This is a genomic window from Streptomyces sp. NPDC021749 (genome assembly GCF_040640655.1).
Lineage (GTDB): Bacteria > Actinomycetota > Actinomycetes > Streptomycetales > Streptomycetaceae > Streptomyces.
The window spans coordinates 1-16,614 of the sequence record NZ_JBFACE010000032.1 but is presented as its reverse complement, the minus strand read 5'-3'; the positions used below and the strand labels follow the sequence as shown (position 1 = coordinate 16,614).

Here is a 16,614-nt window from a genome sequence, read left to right as displayed (position 1 = left end):
AAGCGCCCCGCCCGACGGCCCGCACCTCGATGGGCACCGCGGTCGCCGCCCGGGACCTGGGGCGAGGCCGCGACTGTCGCCGTTCGCGCAGGTCACACCGGGTGCGCATGCCCCGGACAGCGGAGTGCGCGGGATGGGCTTTCCGGGTGGTGACGGTCCGTGACGACGTGTCGGGGAGTGGCGAGCGGGACGGTGACCAGGGGCACTGATGACCAGGGGCACGGATGACCAGGGGCACAGAGACCACGGGCACGGGTGACGAGCGGAACGGTACGGGCCGCTCACGGCTCCAGCCGGAGGTCCCACTTGCCGGCGCGGCCGCTGAGGGTGACCACCGACAGCGGCCGCACGTCGATGCGCCAGAACGAGTGCGGCGTTGCCTGGAGGGCGTAGACCAGGGCGGCCCGGACCACGCCGGGCTCGGCGACGGCGAGCAGTCCGGCGGCGTCCTCGACCGGGCGGGTGTCCAGCCAGCCTCCGACCCGGGTGATGAAGGCCAGCAGCGATTCCCCGCCGTGCGGGGCCGAGCGCGGGTCGGCCAGCCAGGTCTCGACCGCGGCCGGCTCGGCGGCCGTCACCTCCCCCAGCGTGCGGCCGCGCCAGCGCCCCATGTCGCAGTCGCGCAGCGCGGGTTGGGGCAGCGGGCGCAGGCCCAGCCCCTCCCCGGTCTCCCGGCAGCGCGCGGACGGCGAGCAGTAGCGCAGCTCGGCGGCGGCGAGCCGGCACAGCACGGGCGCGGCCCGCTCGACCTCCCGCCAGCCCCTCGCGTCGAGCGGGCGGTCGTCGTCGAACTGCGTCGCGAGCAGCGCGGAACTGCGGGCCGCGGCCAGCAGGGTGAGTCGGACGCTCATTCGCCGATGGTAAGAGGCGGACCGGCCGGTGGGACCTCGCTTGCGCAGATCGCGAGCGGACCCGCTCGGAGACAGCCGCCCGGCCCGCTCAGATCCCCAGCGGACCCGGGTCGACCAGTCCGAGGGTCATCCACTGCTCGGGTGCCACCAGCGGCCGGAAGCCGACCTTCTCGTAGACGCCGTGGGCGTCCTTGGTGGCGAGGGTGAGCCGGTTCAGCCCGCTGGGCGCCAGGTGGTCGGCGATGGCCTCGACCAGGGCGGTGCCCAGCCCCTTGCCGCGGTCGTCCCGGCAGACGTAGACGTCGCAGAGCCAGGCGAAGGTGGCGTGATCGGTCACGACCCGGGCGTACGCCGCCTGGCGGCCGGAACCGGACGCGTACAGGCCGAAGTTGAGCGAGCCCGCGACGGCACGGTCGTGCAGCGCCCGAGGCCGGTCCAGGGCCCAGTAGGCGTCGGTGGCGAGCCAGCTGTGGACCAGGTCGGCGTCCAGGCGGGCCGGGTCGGTGGAGATCTCGTAGCCGTCGAGGGCGTGCGCGTTCATGCCGGGAGATTCCCAGAAGGGCGGCGGCGGCGTCGAACCGGTGTGCCCCCGGTCGTCGCCGTGCCGCCCTGCGCCGTCACCCGACGGCCACCCCGAGCTCGTCGCAGGCCGTACGCAGCCGGCGGACGCCCTCGGTGATCTCGGCCGGGCCTGCCGCGGCCGCGAAGCTCAGCCGGAGGTGCCCGGCCGGGGGTTCGGCGGCGAAGTACGGGCGGCCGGCGGCGACCGCGACCCCGGCGCGCAGTGCCGCATCCGTCAGCGCGGCCTCGTCGGCGCCGTCCGGCAGCCGCAGCCAGAGCTGGTAGCCCCCGTACGGCACGTACGGGAACGTGGCACCGGGTCCGGCGAGGGCCGGCAGCCGGTCCCGCAGCGCCGTGGTCAGCGCGTTCCGGCGGACGGTCAACTCGCCCGCGATGAACCGGAGATGACGGCTCCAGGCGGGTGATCCGACCAGTTCCAGGGCGGTCTCCTGGAGCGGTCCGGGCACGAAGAAGTTGTCGACGACCTGGATGGCGCGCAGCCGGTCGCGGACCGGGCCGCGGGCGGCGAGCGCGGCCACCCGGAGGTTGGGCGAGGTGGCCTTGGTCAGGGAGCGGATGTGCACGACGGTGCCGTCCCGGTCGTCCGCCGTCAGGGTCGGCGGCAGCCCGGCCGCGTCGTCGTGGACCAGCAGCCGGGCGAAGTCGTCCTCGATGACGAAGGCACCGGCCGCCCGGGCCACCCGGAGCACCTCGCTCCGCCGCTCGGCGGAGAGCACCGCCCCGGTCGGGTTCTGGAACAGCGGCTGGCAGACGAAGAGCCGGGCGCCGCTGACCCGGAAGGCGTCGGCGAGCAGATCGGTCCGTACGCCGTCCGCGTCCACCGGGACCGGTACCGGGCGCAGGCCGGAGGCGCGGGCGACGGCGAGCATGCCGGGGTAGGTCGGCGATTCGACGAGTACGGGCGCGCCGGGTGCGGCGAGCGCGCGCAGCGCGGCGGTCAGCGCGTTCTGTCCGCCGGCGGTGATCTGCACGTCGCTCGCGGCGAGCGTGCCGCCGGGGCCGCCGATCTCCCGGGCGAACCAGGCGCGCAGCTCCGGCACGCCGTCGACCGGGGGCCGCGCCCAGGCGCCCGGGCGGCGGCCGGCCCGGGCCAGGGCGGCGGCGAGGGCGCGTTCGGGCTGCAGGTCGGGGTGCAGATAGCCGCCGTTGAGCTCGATGACGCCGGGGGCGGGGCGGGCGAGGGTGGCCACCACGCCGGACGCGTCGACGCTGCGCGGCACCTGGTCGCCGCCCGGTTCGGCGCTGAGCGCGATCTCCTGCCAGGAGGTGTCGACCGGCTCGGGGGCCTTTGCCGGGGGCTCGGCCCGGAAGGCGCCGGCGCCGGGCCGGGTGGTGACGAGCCCCTCGGCGACGAGCTCGGCGAGGGCGCGGGACACGGTCACCGGGCTGACGCGGTGCCGCTCCACGAGGGCCCGGCTCGATGGCAGCTTCTCACCTGGAGAGTAGCGCTTCAGCTCGTTCCTCAGGCTCGCGGCCAGCTCAGCCACACTGCTACGCTCTTGCATGAGTACCAACGATAGCGCTACTACCGCCGCAGCGATAGCGGTGAACGCCCCCGCCCCGTCCTCCGGGACCGCCGGCGCCACCGTCGGGACCGCCGTCCCGGAGACCGCCGGGTCCGCCGACCGCACCCCGGCGGCCCGCGGGGCGCTGCTCGCCGGACTGGGCGTGGCGTCGTTCTCCCTCACCTTCCCCGGGACCGCCTGGGCGCTGGAGGGCATGGGGCCCTGGACCGTGGTGATGCTGCGCAGCGTGCTGGCCGCCGTACTGGCCGGCAGCGCGCTGGCCGTCCTCCGGGTGCGCCTCCCGGAGCGCCGCCACTGGGCCGGGATCGCGGTCGTGGCGGGCGGCGTGGTGCTCGGGTTCCCGCTGCTGACCACGCTGGCGCTGCAGACCTCCACCACGTCCCACGCGGCCGTCGTGGTCGGTCTGCTGCCGCTGACCACCGCCGCCTGCTCGGCCCTGCGGACCGGCGCCCGCCCGTCCCGCACCTTCTGGGTGGCGTCCCTGGTCGGCGCCGCCGTCGTGCTCGCCTTCGCGGTACAGCAGAGCGGCGGCACCCCGGGCCGCGGAGATCTGCTGCTGTTCGCGGCGCTCCTGGTGTGCGCGGCCGGCTACACCGAGGGCGGCCGGCTGGCCCGTCACATGCCGGGCTGGCAGGTGATCGGCTGGGCGCTGGTGCTGTGCCTGCCGGTGACGGCGGCGGGTGCGGCCCTCGCGCTGGCCACCGAGCCGCTGCGGCTGACCGTGCACGCGGTCACCGGGCTGCTGTGGCTGGCGGCCGGTTCGCAGTTCCTGGGGCTGGTGGTCTGGTACCGCGGGATGGCCGTGATCGGCGTCTCCAAGGCGAGCCAGCTCCAGCTCGCCCAGCCGCTGCTGACCCTGGTGTGGTCGGTGCTGCTGCTCGGCGAACACCTGCCGCCGGCCGCGCCCGCGACGGCGCTGGCGGTCCTGGCCTGCATCGCGGTCACCCAACGGGCCCGCGGGTGACCGGCCCGGGCGCTGCGGCCCCGGGCCGGGCCGCCGGTCGTGGGCAACCGGCGGCCCGCTCCCCGGATGCGTCGCGGCCCCGCGGACGTAAACTTGCCGCGATGGCAGATAGCGCGCCGTCCGGGCCGCCCGAGGCCCGTAAACCCCAGAAACCGTTGGCCGTTCAACCGCTCGGCCGTCCCCTCGTCGGCCGTTCGGGTCGCATGGCCGCCCGAAGCGGGGAGGACCCTGATGCACGCGACCAAGGGCGACCGGCTGGTGGTGCACGGCAGGACCGTCGGGCATCACGACAAGGTCGTGGAAATCGTCGAGGTACTGGGCACGAACGGCGATCCGCCCTACCGCGTCCGCGCGGAGGACGGACACGAGGCGATCGTGTCGCCCGGGCCCGACTCGGTCGTCCGGCACGCCAAGACCTCCGACGTCGAACCCGGCCGGTAACACCCCTCGACCGACCGAGGACCACCGGGGCCGCGAGGCCCCGCCACCCGACCCGTGCCGCGCGGGCGGGCCCAGGGCAGCGCCCTAGGACCGTGCCGCGCTGCCGTAGTGGTCACGCACGACCCTGGCCAGCGCACCCACCCGGTCCTTGGCCACCGATTTCGCCGAGAAGTAGACGTGCCCGCCGACCTGCGGGTAGCCGTGGGCGAAGGTGAGGTGGCGGGACAGTTCGGCCGGGTTCCGCCAGCCCGCCGGCTGGCTGTCGCCCGCCTTGTAGAGCGCCTCGCCGATGTAGAGGTCGACGCCGGTGCCGTCCACCGTCCGGGACCACCACGGCACCAGTTCGGCGTAGTCGGCGGCCTTGGTGCCGATCGGCCAGTAGACCTGCGGCACGATGTAGTCCAGCCAGCCCTCGCGCACCCAGCGGCGGGTGTCGGCGTAGAGGTCGTCGTAGGTCTCGACCCCGGCCTGGGTGCGGGAGCCGTTCTTGTCCGTGGCCTGGTTGCGCCAGACCGCGAACGGGCTGACCCCGAACCGCACCCGGCGGCCCTCCTGCCGGCCGCCCTCGTCGAGCCGCTTCGCCATCTCGTACACCAGCCGGTCGATGTTGTCCCGCCGCCAGTCGGCCCGGTCGTCGAAGTCCTCGCCGTAGGTGTCGTAGGCCTCGTCGTCGTCGAAGCTCTTGCCGGCGACCGGATACGGATAGAAGTAGTCGTCGAAGTGCACCCCGTCGACGGAGTAGTGCTCCACGGCGTCGAGCGTCGCGTCCTGGACGAACGTGCGGACCTCGGGCAGGCCGGGGTTGTAGTAGAGCTTGCCGCCGTAGGGCACGATCCACTCGGGGTGCCGGCGGGCCGGGTGGTCGGCGGTGAGCCGGTCCGGGTCGGCGTGGTTGGCGACCCGGTACGGGTTGCACCAGGCGTGCAGTTCGAGGCCGCGCCGGTGCGCCTCGCGGACCGCGAAGTCCAGCGGGTCCCAGCCCGGATCGCGCCCCTGCTGCCCGGTCAGCGACTCGGCCCAGGGCTCGTACGGAGACGGCCAGAGCGCGTCCGCGGCGGCCCGTACCTGGAAGAACACCGTGTTGAGCCGGTGCGCGACCGCCGCGTCGAAGTGGGCGCGCAGTTCGCGTTGCTGCTCGGCGGCGGTCAGCTTCGGGCGCGAGGGCCAGTCCAGGTTGCCGACGGTCGCCAGCCACATCCCGCGCATCTCGCGCCGCTCCGCTCCCCCGGCCGGTCCGCCGGCCGCCGCCCCGAGCACGGAGCCCGCCATTCCGATCGCTGCCCTGCCGAACACCCTGCGCGTGATCCGTCTCATCAGAAATTCCCCAGCTTGTCCGGTTCGTCCGTCCTGCGGGCTCAGAATGCCCGCCCCGGAAGCCCTCGCCCAGCACCGCGCGGAGTAACGTCGGGGCCGAGGCGGCCGCCGGACCCATACGGCGTACCGCCGGTCCTGAAGATCAGCGAAAGGCACGAGGTGACGGACATCGAACGCGTCGGAGTGGTCGGTTGCGGCCAGATGGGCGCAGGCATCGCCGAGGTGTGTGCCCGCGCCGGGCTGGACGTCATGGTCGCCGAGACCACGGGCGAGGCCCTGGAGCTGGGGCGCACCCGCCTGACCAACTCCCTCGGCAAGGCCGCCGAACGCGGCAAGATCACCGCCGAGGAGCGCGACGCGACGCTCGACCGGCTCAGCTTCACCACCGACCTCGGGGAGTTCGCCGACCGCGATCTCGTCATTGAGGCCGTGGTGGAGAACGAGCAGGTCAAGACCGAGATCTTCCAGGTTCTCGACCAGGTCGTCAGCCGCCCGGACGCGATCCTGGCGTCCAACACCTCCTCGATCCCGCTGGTGAAGCTGGCGGTGGCCACCTCCCGCCCGGACCAGGTCATCGGCATCCACTTCTTCAACCCGGCCCCGGTGCAGAAGCTGGTGGAGCTCATCCCGGCGCTGACCACCGGCGAGGAGACCATCAAGCGGTCCGAGGCACTGGTCCAGAACGTGCTGGGCAAGCACGCCATCCGCGCCCAGGACCGCTCCGGCTTCGTGGTCAACGCGCTGCTCATCCCGTACCTGCTCTCCGCGATCCGGATGTTCGAGTCGGGCATCGCCAGCCGCGAGGACATCGACAACGGCATGGAGCTGGGCTGCGCCCACCCGATGGGCCCGCTCAAGCTGTCCGACCTGATCGGCCTGGACACCGTCGCCTCGGTCGCCGCGTCGATGTACGAGGAGTACAAGGAGCCCCTCTACGCCGCTCCCCCGCTGCTCCAGCGGATGGTGGACGCGGGGCGGCTGGGGCGGAAGTCGGGGTCGGGGTTCTACGCGTACTGAGCCCGGACCCGGCAGGATCCCAGGGCCGGCGGGCACCGTCCGCCGGCCCTTCGCCCCTTCCCTCAACCGCTCCGCCCGTTGAGGGTGGTGAACCCCGCACCGTGCGGGGCGTGCGCACCCGGGGCGGTGATCGCTGCGGCCGGGTCGCCGCCGGTGCCGTCCGCGCAGAGCACGACGAACGCGACGTCGTCCGGTAACCGCCCGCCGGCGTGCCGCAGCAGCGCCTCCCGGACCTCGTCCACCACCCCGGCCGGCGTGGGCCCGGACGCCCCGGCGGCCGTCGCCACGCTGCGGTGCAGCCGCTGCGTCAGCGGGAAGAACTCCCCGGCCCGGTCCCGGGCCTCCACCGCACCGTCGGTGTGCAGGAACAGTCCCTCCCCGGGCCCCAGCCGTCCGCAGCACACCGGCGCCGCGTCCTCCGGGAGCGGGAACAGCCCGAGCGGGGGCATCGGCTCGCCGGGGGCGAGCTGCACCACCGGGTCCACCGTCCGCCACACGAGGCGGTACGGCCAGGGGTGCCCGCAGTTGAGCGCCGTCACCGAGCCGTCCGGGGCGATCTGCACCAGCAGCAGCGTCACGAACTCCTCCCCGGCCGGGCCCGCCGCGCCGCCGTCCGCCGGGTCCGGCCGGCGTGCCCGCTCCCCCAGATGCCGCTGGTGCGCCCGCTCCAACCGCCGCAGCACACCGGCGAGTTCCGGCTCGTCGTGCGCGGCCTCGCGGAAGCTGCCGAGCATCGCCCCGACCGTGCCGATGGCCGCGAGGCCGTGGCCGCGGACGTCGCCGATCACGGCCCGGACGCCGTACCGGGTACCGACGACCTCGTAGAGGTCCCCGCCGACGACGGCGCCCTCGCTCGCGGAGAGGTGGTCGGCCGCCAGCACCAGCCCGCCGATCCGCGGCGGCAGCGGCCGCAGCAGGACCCGCTGGGCGGCCGTGGCGACCTCGCGGGTGCGTTCCAGCTCGTGCAGCAGCCGCAGCCGGCGGCGGGCCGTCAGATAGCTGGCGCCGACCACCGCGAGGATCGCCCCGCAGGTCACCAGGCGGGTGCCCGGGCCGGGACCGGCCCCGGCCACACCGAACGGGACCAGGGCGACCAGCGCGCACACTCCGCCCAGCAGTACGCACTGCCGGCGGCCGGTGCCCGCACAGGCGATGGCCGGCGCGGCGGCGAGGAGTTGCAGCAGCCGGCCGCTGGTCGGCTGGCAGAGCTCCCAGGTGACCACGCCCAGCACCCAGAGTCCGGGCAGCACGAGGACGAAGCCACGCCGGGCACGGCGCGCCCCGGTGCGTGCGCCTGCCCTCGCCCAGGCTCGGATCATGCCGATCGTTCCCCCAGCCGGTGGTCCTGGCTCGACCGGATCGATTCTTGCGACGTTCCGTGTCCGTTCCGCCACGAATCGTGGATCATCACCCGATTGGGTGATGGTGTATGGATCGGATCGTCGACAAATCGGCGCCGCACACGACGAGGGCGTGGACGACCGTGCCGTCCACGCCCTCGCCCGGGTCCGTGCGCGGGTCAGCCGCGCAGCACCGCTCCGGTCCGCTCCACGGCCGCCGCCACCGCCGCGTCCCGGGCGGCCGACGCCTCCTCCGCGGTCAGCGTGCGGTCAGCGGCACGGAAGCGCAGCGCGTACGCCAGCGACTTCTTGCCGGCGCCGAGCTGCTCGCCGGTGAAGATGTCGAACAGCCGCAGCGACTCCAGGAGTTCACCGGCCCCGTCGCGCAGCGCAGCCTCGACGTCCGCCGCCGGGACGGAGTCGTCGACGACGAGCGCCACGTCCTGGGTGGCGACCGGGAAGGACGAGATCGTGGGCGCCTTCAGCGGGCCGGCGCCGGCCCGCTCCAGACGGTCCAGGTCGATCTCCATCGCGCAGGTGCGCTCCGGCAGGGACAGTGCCTTGATGACCCGCGGGTGCAGCTCACCGGCGTTGCCGACGAGGACCTCCTCGCCGTCGACGACGGCGAGCAGCGCCGCGCACCGGCCCGGGTGGAACGGCGCGTGCTGGTCCTGGCGGACGATCAGCTCGACACCGGCCTCACGGGCGACCGTACGGCCGGCCTCGATAGCGTCCGCCCAGCCGGACGGGCGGCCGCCGCCCCACCAGCCGGGCTGCTCGCGGTGGCCGGTGAGGACCACCGCGGCGCGCCGCGGCTGCTGCGGCAGCGAGGCGTCCAGCGAGGCGATCTCGTCGTCGGTCGGCCGGCGGTCGACGACCAGCCGGCTGGCCGGCTTTTCGTCACCGGTCGCCCGGAAGACCGGACCGGTCTCGAAGAGCGCCAGGTCGTGCGTGCCCCGGCCGTAGTTGCGGCGCAGCGCGCCCAGCAGCCCGGGGATGAGCGTGGTGCGGAGGTCGGGCTCCTCATCGGAGAGCGGGTTGACGAGGGTGACCGCCGAGCGGCGCGGGTCGTCCGCCTCGATGCCGAGCTGGTCGAGGACGTGCGAGCCGGTGAACGGGTAGTTCAGCGTCTCGACGTAGCCGGCACCGGCCAGCGCCCGGCCGACCCTGCGGTGCAGCCGCTGACGCTCGGTCAGGCCGCGGCCGGCCGGCGGCTTGGGCAGGGTGGAGGGCAGGTTCTCGTAGCCCTCCAGCCGGATGACCTCTTCGGCCAGGTCGTTGGGGTCGGAGAGGTCCGGCCGCCAGGACGGCACGGTGACGACCAGCTCGTCCTGGCCGTAGACGTCGCAGCCGACCTGCTGGAGGCGGCGGACGACGGTCTCCCGGCCGTAGGTGACGCCGGCGACCTTGTCCGGGTGGTTGGCCGGGATGGTGATCGTGCGCGGCCCGCGGGGCGAGACGACCTCGGTGACGCCTTCCTCGGCGGTGCCGCCGGCGAGCAGCACCAGCAGGTCGACGGTGCGCTGGGCCGCGGCGGACGCCGCCTCCGGGTCCACCCCGCGCTCGAAGCGCTTGGCCGCCTCGGAGGACAGCTTGTGCCGGCGGGCCGTACGGGCGATGGCGATCGGGTCGAAGTGCGCGGCCTCGATCACGACGTCGGTGGTGCCGCGCAGCTGACCGGTCTCCGGGTCGGTGACCGGCGCGGCGATCTCGGTGTTGGCGCCGCCCATGACACCGGCGAGCCCGATGGGGCCGCGGTTGTCGGTGATGACCAGGTCCCCGGCGTCCAGCGCGCGCTTGGTGCCGTCCAGGGTGGTCAGCTTCTCGCCGGGGGTGGCGCGGCGGACGCCGATCGGGCCCTCGACCGTGGCGCGGTCGTAGGCGTGCAGCGGCTGGCCGAGCTCCAGCATCACGTAGTTGGTGATGTCGACGGCGAGCGAGATCGGGCGCATGCCGGCCTTCTGCAGCCGGCGCTGCATCCACAGCGGGGTGCGGGCGCCGGGCTCCAGGCCGGTGACCGTGCGTGCCGTGAAGCGGTCGCAGCCGATCGGGTCGGCGACCTGGACGGGGTAGCCGGCGGCGTTCGGCGGCGGGACGTCCAGCAGCGCCGGGTCGCGCAGCGGCAGCCCGTAGGCGATGGCGGCCTCGCGGGCCACGCCGCGCATCGACAGGCAGTAGCCGCGGTCGGGGGTGACGGCGATGTCCAGCACCTCGTCGACGAGCTCCAGCAGCTCGATGGCGTCGGTGCCGACCTCGGTCTCCGGGGGCAGCACGATGATGCCGTGCGAGCCGTCGTCGCCCATGCCCAGCTCGTCGCCGGAGCAGATCATGCCGTGCGAGACCTTGCCGTAGGTCTTACGGGCGGCGATCTTGAAGTCGCCGGGGAGCACGGCGCCGGGGAGGACGACCACGACCTTGTCGCCGACCGAGAAGTTCCGCGCGCCGCAGACGATCTCCTGCGGCTCGCCGGTGCCGTTGGCCTGGCCGACGTCGACCGTGCAGAAGCGGATCGGCTTCTTGAAGCCCTCCAGCTCCTCGATGGTCAGCACCTGGCCGACGACCAGCGGGCCCTTGAGGTCGGCGCCGAGGCGCTCGACGGTCTCGACCTCCAGGCCGACCGCGATGAGCTTTTCCTGTACGTCCCGGCCGGTCGCCGTCGCCGGCAGGTCGACGTACTCCCGCAGCCAAGAAAGCGGGACCCGCATCAGATCTCCATCCCGAACGGCCGGGTGAACCGGACGTCGCCCTCGAACATGTCGCGCATGTCTTCCACGTTGTGCCGGAACATCAGCATCCGGTCGATTCCGAACCCGAAGGCGAATCCGCTGTACTTCTCCGGGTCGACACCGCAGGCGATGAGCACCTTGGGGTTGACCATCCCGCAGCCGCCCAGCTCGATCCAGCCCTCGCTGGAGCACGTACGGCACGGACGGTCGGGGTTGCCCACGGACTCGCCACGGCAGACGTAGCAGACCATGTCCATCTCGGCGGACGGCTCGGTGAACGGGAAGTAGTTCGGCCGCAGCCGGGTCTTCATGTCGGGGCCGAACAGCGCCCGGACCATGTGGTCGAGGGTGCCCTTGAGGTCGGCCATGGTCAGGCCCTCGTCGACGGCGAGCAGCTCGATCTGGTGGAAGACCGGGGAGTGCGTGGCGTCCAGCTCGTCGGTGCGGTAGACCCGCCCCGGACAGACGACGTAGACCGGCGGCTCGCGGTCGACCAGCGTGCGGGCCTGGACCGGCGAGGTGTGGGTGCGCAGCACGACACCGGACTCATCGCCCTGGGCGCCGTTGGCCTTGACGAAGAAGGTGTCCTGCATCTGGCGCGCCGGGTGGTCCGGCACGAAGTTCAGGGCGTCGAAGTTGAACCACTCCGCCTCGACCTCGGGGCCCTCGGCGATCTCGTAGCCCATCGCGACGAAGACGTCCGCGACCCGCTCCATGAAGGTGCTGAGCGGATGCCGGGCGCCGGCCGGGACGCGGTCGTAGGGCAGCGTGACGTCCACCGCCTCCTCGACCAGCACCCGCGCGTCGCGCTCCGCCTCCAGCTCTTCCTGGCGGACCTTGAGCGCCTGGTTGACGCGGCCGCGGGCCTGGCCGACGCGCTTGCCGGCGTCCGCCTTGGCGTGCGGCGGCAGGGCACCGATCTCCCGGTTGGCGAGGGCGAGCGGCGAGCGGTCACCGGCGTGGGCGACCTTCACCTCGCGCAGCTCCTCCAGATCGGCCGCGGCGGCGACGGCGGCCAGCGCCTCGTCCAGCCGGGCGGCGATCTCTTCCGGTTTCAGGGCTTCGACCTCGACAGGGTCGTACGACTTATTGGGTGCGGACATCTCTTCCCGTGCTTCCGGTGGACTGGCTTGGCTTGGCTCGCTTCGCCTCGGCTCTTCGACCACATGGGTCGTGAGGGCCGAGCCCGCGCTGCGCCCGCGAGGCCCGTGCGCCAAAGGTGCCAAAGGTCAAGTCTAAGGGGGACGGGCGACGCGGCAGGCCCGAGGTCCCCCGGGGCGGGGCGCCCGCCGCTTCCCCTTATGCCATGAAGGCCGGGGCCGCGACGGGCAGGCTAAATCGGAACTGGGCGCCGCCGGCCGGGGCCCGGCCCACCGTGATCGTGCCGCCGTGGGCCTCGACGATGCCCTTGACGATGTAGAGGCCCAGACCGGTGCCGCCGCGCTTGCTGCCCCGCCAGAAGCGGGTGAACACGCGGCTCATCGACTCCTCCGGGATGCCGGGGCCCTCGTCGCTCACGGTGACGCTCGTCCCCTCCGTGCTGGTCGCTTCCGTTGCCGGTCCAACCTCGATGGTGACCGTTCCCTCGCCGTGGCGCACCGCATTTTCCAGGAGGTTGCCCAGCACCTGGTCCACCTTGTCCGGGTCCGCCCACAGATCGGGCAGGGGTTCCCGCATCCGGATCAGGAAGCGGTCCGGCCGCTGGCCCGCGGTGGTCTGGGCCTGGACGTGCCGGCGCACCGCGGCGATCATGTCGACCCGCTGCCGGCGCACCTCCAGCCTTCCGGAGTCGATCCGGGAGATGTCCAGCAGCTCGGCGATCAGGCGGGTGACGCGGTTGGCGTCGGCGTCCACCGTCTCCAGCATCAGCCGCTTCTGGTCGTCGGTGAAGCGTTCCCATTTCTGGAGGAGGGTGGCGGTGAAGCCCTTGACGGAGGTCAGCGGCGAGCGGAGCTCGTGGGCGACGGTGGCGATCAGCTCGGCGTGGCTGAGCTCGGTGCGGCGCCGGGCCTCGGTGCCGCGCAGCGCGACCACCAGCCGCTCGACCGGCCCGCCCGGCCGGCCGCGGACGTAGCGGGCGGAGACCAGCACCTCGCGGCCGCCGAGCAGCAGGTTGCGCTCGGGCTGGCCACGGCGGATGGCCAGCCCGCCGTACGGATCGGTCAGCCGCCACCAGCGGCGGCCCTCGATGTCCTGGAGCGGCAGGGCCTCCTCCAGGGGGCGGCCGAGCGCGTCCTTCGGGGCGAGGCCGGTGATCCTGGCGGCCGCGGCGTTGAAGCAGATGACCCGGCCGGTCGCGTCGGCGACCACCAGGCCGTCCGGAAGGTCGTCGGGGTCGAGCCCGAGCCCGGTCCCCGGGGCGGCGGACGCCACCGCGCGGGCCGGCTGCTGGGACGGGCTGCCGTCGTCGCGTGTTGTGATGCCGGAAGTCCTCACACTCATCCCCGTTACCCCCTTCCGGGCCCCCGGGCACGCAAGACTACTAGCTCGCCCCGGGCGGGCCGGGACGTTCCGGTGGACGCCCCTCAGGCGGGTGACGCGGAGCGGCAGCCACCGGGGCCGCGCTGGGCGCGGGCCGAGGCGTAGAGGCAGACCGCGGCGGCGGTGGCGAGGTTGAGGCTTTCGGCCTTGCCGTGGATGGGGACGCGTACGACGGCGTCGGCGAGCGCCCGGGTCTCCTCGGGCAGCCCCCAGGCCTCGTTGCCGAAGACCCAGGCGGTGGGCCCGCCCATGGAGCCGGCGTCCAGTTCGGCGTCCAGGTCCCGGTCGCCGGCGCCGTCCGCGGCGAGGATCCGTGCCCCGGCGCCCTTCAGCCCGGCCACCACCTGCTCGACCGGTACGCCGACCGCGACCGGCAGGTGGAAGAGGGAACCGACCGACGCCCGTACGGACTTGGGGTTGTACAGGTCGACGGAGGCGTCGGTGAGGACCACGGCGTCCGCGCCGGCGGCGTCCGCGCAGCGCAGCACCGTACCGGCGTTGCCGGGGTCGCGGACGTGGGCGAGCACCGCGACCAGCTTCGGGCGGGCGGCGAGGATGTCCTCGAAGGGCGAGTCGAGGAAGCGGCAGACGCCGAGCAGGCCCTGCGGGGTGACCGTCTGGGAGATGTCCCCGATGGTCCGGTCGTCGGCGAGGTGCACCCGGACCCCGGCCGCGTGGGCCGCGCCGACGATCTCGTGGTGCCGTTCGGCGGCCTCGACGGTGGCGAACAGCTCGATGAGCGTGGCGTCGCCGTCCGTGCGGTGCGCGATGGCCTCCCGTACGGCCTGCGGGCCCTCGGCGATGAACCGGCGCTCCTTGCCGCGGAAGGCGCGGCGGGCCAGCCGCCGGGCGGCGGTGACGCGCGGGGAACGCGGGGAGATCAGCTCGGGGGTGCCCATGGGCGGCGGCTCGCTTCTGTGGTTCGGTGCGGGGGCCGGGACCGGGCGGCCCGGGCCGGAAAAGCGGCGGACCCGCAGGCCCGGGGCCTGCGGGTCCGATCACGACGGTGTCACGACCGCGGAGGTCGCGACGGCCACGTCGTCAGGCTGGGGTTCAGGCAGCCTTCGGGGCGTTGACGTCGCTCGGCAGGGCCTTCTGGGCCACCTCGACGAGCGCGGCGAACGCGTTGCCGTCGTTGACCGCGAGGTCGGCCAGGATCTTGCGGTCCACCTCGATGTTGGCGGCCTTCAGACCCTGGATGAAGCGGTTGTAGGTCATGCCGTTGGCGCGGGCAGCGGCGTTGATGCGCTGGATCCACAGCTGACGGAAGTCGCCCTTGCGCTTCTTGCGGTCGTTGTAGTTGTAGACGAGGGAGTGGGTGACCTGCTCCTTCGCCTTGCGGTACAGGCGGGAGCGCTGGCCGCGGTAGCCGCTGGCCTGCTCGAGGATCGCCCGGCGCTTCTTGTGGGCGTTGACTGCCCGCTTGACGCGTGCCACTTGTTAACTCCTTGTAGCGGGGCCGTGGTTGTCGTCACACGGCCCGGTTCGATTGAGTCCCGGTCCGAGTCGCGCGCCCCCTCGTGTCAGTGGGGCGCGGCGACTCACTTGCCGAGAAGCTTCTTGATCTTCGCGGCGTCGCCCGGGGCCATCTCGGCGTTGCCGGTGAGGCGACGCGTCACGCGGGACGACTTGTGCTCAAGCAGGTGGCGCTTGCCGGCGCGCTCGCGCAGCACCTTGCCGGAGCCGGTGACCTTGAAGCGCTTGCTGGCACCGCTGTGCGTCTTGTTCTTCGGCATGCGCCGTTCTCTCCTCGTCAGTGGCGCTCCCACCGGCACGGGCCGGCTGGCGGGAGCGTCAGATGTATCGGTTGGTGTCCGGGGCGGCTTGCCCCGGCATGAATCCGGGGCTCGCGCCCATGGATCACGCCTCGGCGGGCTCCCCGGCGGGCTCCTCCGCAGGAGCACCACCCTGGCGCTCCGCCTTGCGGGCGGCCTGCGCCTCACGGGCCTCGGCCATCGCCTCGGTCTTCTTCTTGTGCGGACCGAGGACCATGATCATGTTGCGGCCGTCCTGCTTCGGGTTCGACTCGATGAAGCCGAGCTCCTGGACGTCCTCCGCGAGCCGCTGCAGCAGTCGGAAGCCCAGCTCGGGGCGGGACTGCTCGCGACCACGGAACATGATCGTGATCTTGACCTTGTCACCCTGCTTGAGGAACCGGACGACGTGACCCTTCTTGGTGTCGTAGTCGTGCGGGTCGATCTTCGGCCGGAGCTTCATCTCCTTGATGACCGTGTGCGCCTGGTTCTTGCGCGCCTCACGGGCCTTCATGGCCGACTCGTACTTGAACTTTCCGTAGTCCATGAGCTTGCAGACCGGCGGACGGGCGTTCGCCGCCACCTCGACCAGGTCGAGGTCGTACTCCTGCGCAAGCTCCAGGGCCTTGGCAAGCGGCACAATGCCGACCTGCTCGCCACTGGGACCGACGAGTCGCACCTCGGGGACGCGAATCCGGTCGTTGATGCGGGGCTCGGCGCTGATGGATCCTCCTCGGTAGCACCACGCGACGGCCTGGCGGACTGCCGCGTAACGTCTGTTCGGTGTGACCAACCGCGCCGGTACATGAAAAACGCCCCGGACGGGACACAGGCGGGGCTCCACATAGATCTGGAGCACCGCCGCGAAGTCTCCGCGGGGCGCAGCCGGACCGTTGACCCGCCAACCTGAGGTCGGCCGGGTGGGAGAACGGAGCCTCCACTTGTGGGCCGGTCACATGAGTGTCCGGCCGGTCGGAACACCAGGATACACGAGTCAAGCCCTGGCCCCCACTCGTACACGGCCGGGCGGGCGCCGCCGGTCAAGGTGACGCTCCCGGACGCCGGGGCCGCGGAGCGGGGCCATAGGCTGGAGCCGACCCCTCCTCATCAGGAAGAAGCCCTTCAGACATGAGCGACCAGACCCCGCAGCCGTCCGACGCCCCGCAGCCGTCCGGTGCCGCCCACCCGGCGGGCCCCGACTTCGACGCCATGACCCGTGACATCGCCGACGTCCCCGCGGTCGAGGTGATCACCACCGTCGCGGTGCACCTGATGAGCTCGGCGGCGGTCAACCTGGGGCTCGCCGAGGGCGGCGAGGCGCACAAGGACCTCGACGAGGCGCGCAAGCTCATCCAGGCACTGGCCGGCCTGGTCACCGCCAGCGCCACCGAGATCGGCTCGTACCACGCGGCACCGCTGCGGGACGGCCTGAAGTCGCTCCAGCTGGCCTTCCGCGAGGCCTCGGTCGTCCCGGACGAGCCGGGGCAGGGTCCCGGGGAGAAGTTCACCGGGCCGGTCTACGGCTAGATGAATGAGTCCAAGGGATGGCCTGCGGATATAGGACGAGGGCGTCCAATGTCAGTGTGTGAAGACAGACCTGGACACCCTCGCGACAGCA

Annotated in this window: 16 protein-coding genes; 4 read left to right on the top strand and 12 right to left on the bottom strand. The window is 73.2% G+C overall.

What is annotated here, in order from left to right:
* Positions 1-281: 281 nt before the first annotated feature.
* The 3 genes from AB0G35_RS27010 to AB0G35_RS27000 all read right to left on the bottom strand — a co-directional run bounded on the left by AB0G35_RS27010 (position 282) and on the right by AB0G35_RS27000 (position 2,938).
* Positions 282-851, bottom strand: a complete 570-nt coding sequence (locus tag AB0G35_RS27010; RefSeq protein WP_360954708.1) for a histidine phosphatase family protein — start codon at positions 849-851, stop codon at positions 282-284.
* A gap of 88 nt (positions 852-939) precedes the next feature.
* Entirely contained in the window at positions 940-1,392 is a 453-nt protein-coding gene (locus AB0G35_RS27005) for a GNAT family N-acetyltransferase (protein WP_360954705.1), read from the bottom strand.
* Positions 1,393-1,468: 76 nt separating this feature from the next.
* A complete protein-coding gene (locus AB0G35_RS27000) occupies positions 1,469-2,938 on the bottom strand; it encodes a PLP-dependent aminotransferase family protein (RefSeq protein ID WP_360954702.1) in 1,470 nt (489 codons plus the stop codon).
* On the opposite strand from AB0G35_RS27000, the gene AB0G35_RS26995 reads away from it, so the two are divergent.
* Together AB0G35_RS26995 and AB0G35_RS26990 are read left to right on the top strand one after the other, a co-directional pair.
* Complete coding sequence (locus AB0G35_RS26995) at positions 2,937-3,923, top strand: DMT family transporter (RefSeq protein ID WP_360954699.1); 987 nt, start codon at positions 2,937-2,939, stop codon at positions 3,921-3,923. The two genes, AB0G35_RS27000 and AB0G35_RS26995, sit on opposite strands and share 2 nt — an antisense overlap.
* Before the next feature lie 231 nt (positions 3,924-4,154).
* Complete coding sequence (locus AB0G35_RS26990; RefSeq protein ID WP_360954696.1) at positions 4,155-4,364, top strand: DUF1918 domain-containing protein; 210 nt, start codon at positions 4,155-4,157, stop codon at positions 4,362-4,364.
* An 84-nt stretch (positions 4,365-4,448) separates the two neighbouring features.
* Here the strand turns inward: AB0G35_RS26990 and AB0G35_RS26985 are convergent, their stop codons facing one another.
* Positions 4,449-5,678: a family 10 glycosylhydrolase gene (locus tag AB0G35_RS26985; RefSeq protein ID WP_360954693.1), complete on the bottom strand. Its 1,230-nt coding sequence runs from the start codon at positions 5,676-5,678 to the stop codon at positions 4,449-4,451.
* 159 nt (positions 5,679-5,837) lie between these two features.
* Between AB0G35_RS26985 and AB0G35_RS26980 the strand changes: the two genes are divergently transcribed.
* On the top strand, positions 5,838-6,695 hold the full coding sequence (locus tag AB0G35_RS26980; protein WP_360954690.1) for a 3-hydroxybutyryl-CoA dehydrogenase: 858 nt from the start codon (positions 5,838-5,840) through the stop codon (positions 6,693-6,695).
* Between the two features lie 62 nt (positions 6,696-6,757).
* On the opposite strand, the gene AB0G35_RS26975 is transcribed toward AB0G35_RS26980, so the two are convergent.
* The 8 genes from AB0G35_RS26975 to infC form a co-directional block, all read right to left on the bottom strand.
* Positions 6,758-8,014 (bottom strand): PP2C family protein-serine/threonine phosphatase, encoded by a 1,257-nt coding sequence (locus tag AB0G35_RS26975; protein WP_360954687.1) that lies wholly within the window; start codon positions 8,012-8,014, stop codon positions 6,758-6,760.
* A gap of 200 nt (positions 8,015-8,214) precedes the next feature.
* Positions 8,215-10,740: a phenylalanine--tRNA ligase subunit beta gene (pheT, locus tag AB0G35_RS26970; RefSeq protein ID WP_360954684.1), complete on the bottom strand. Its 2,526-nt coding sequence runs from the start codon at positions 10,738-10,740 to the stop codon at positions 8,215-8,217.
* On the bottom strand, positions 10,740-11,864 hold the full coding sequence (gene pheS / locus AB0G35_RS26965; RefSeq protein WP_360954681.1) for a phenylalanine--tRNA ligase subunit alpha: 1,125 nt from the start codon (positions 11,862-11,864) through the stop codon (positions 10,740-10,742). Before pheS ends, pheT begins: the two co-directional genes overlap by 1 nt.
* A 196-nt stretch (positions 11,865-12,060) precedes the next feature.
* The gene (locus AB0G35_RS26960) at positions 12,061-13,203 is read right to left on the bottom strand and encodes a PAS domain-containing sensor histidine kinase (RefSeq protein WP_360954678.1); all 1,143 of its coding nucleotides are present in this window, start codon (positions 13,201-13,203) and stop codon (positions 12,061-12,063) included.
* 83 nt (positions 13,204-13,286) lie between these two features.
* On the bottom strand, positions 13,287-14,141 hold the full coding sequence (locus tag AB0G35_RS26955) for an RNA methyltransferase (RefSeq protein ID WP_360954675.1): 855 nt from the start codon (positions 14,139-14,141) through the stop codon (positions 13,287-13,289).
* A gap of 154 nt (positions 14,142-14,295) precedes the next feature.
* The gene (rplT, locus tag AB0G35_RS26950) at positions 14,296-14,679 is read right to left on the bottom strand and encodes a 50S ribosomal protein L20 (protein WP_360954672.1); all 384 of its coding nucleotides are present in this window, start codon (positions 14,677-14,679) and stop codon (positions 14,296-14,298) included.
* 104 nt (positions 14,680-14,783) lie between these two features.
* Positions 14,784-14,978, bottom strand: a complete 195-nt coding sequence (gene rpmI, locus AB0G35_RS26945) for a 50S ribosomal protein L35 (RefSeq protein WP_016576627.1) — start codon at positions 14,976-14,978, stop codon at positions 14,784-14,786.
* Between the two features lie 124 nt (positions 14,979-15,102).
* A complete protein-coding gene (gene infC / locus AB0G35_RS26940) occupies positions 15,103-15,789 on the bottom strand; it encodes a translation initiation factor IF-3 (protein WP_078866077.1) in 687 nt (228 codons plus the stop codon).
* A 335-nt stretch (positions 15,790-16,124) separates the two neighbouring features.
* Between infC and AB0G35_RS26935 the strand changes: the two genes are divergently transcribed.
* Entirely contained in the window at positions 16,125-16,523 is a 399-nt protein-coding gene (locus tag AB0G35_RS26935) for a DUF1844 domain-containing protein (protein WP_360954667.1), read from the top strand.
* Positions 16,524-16,614 lie beyond the last annotated feature (91 nt).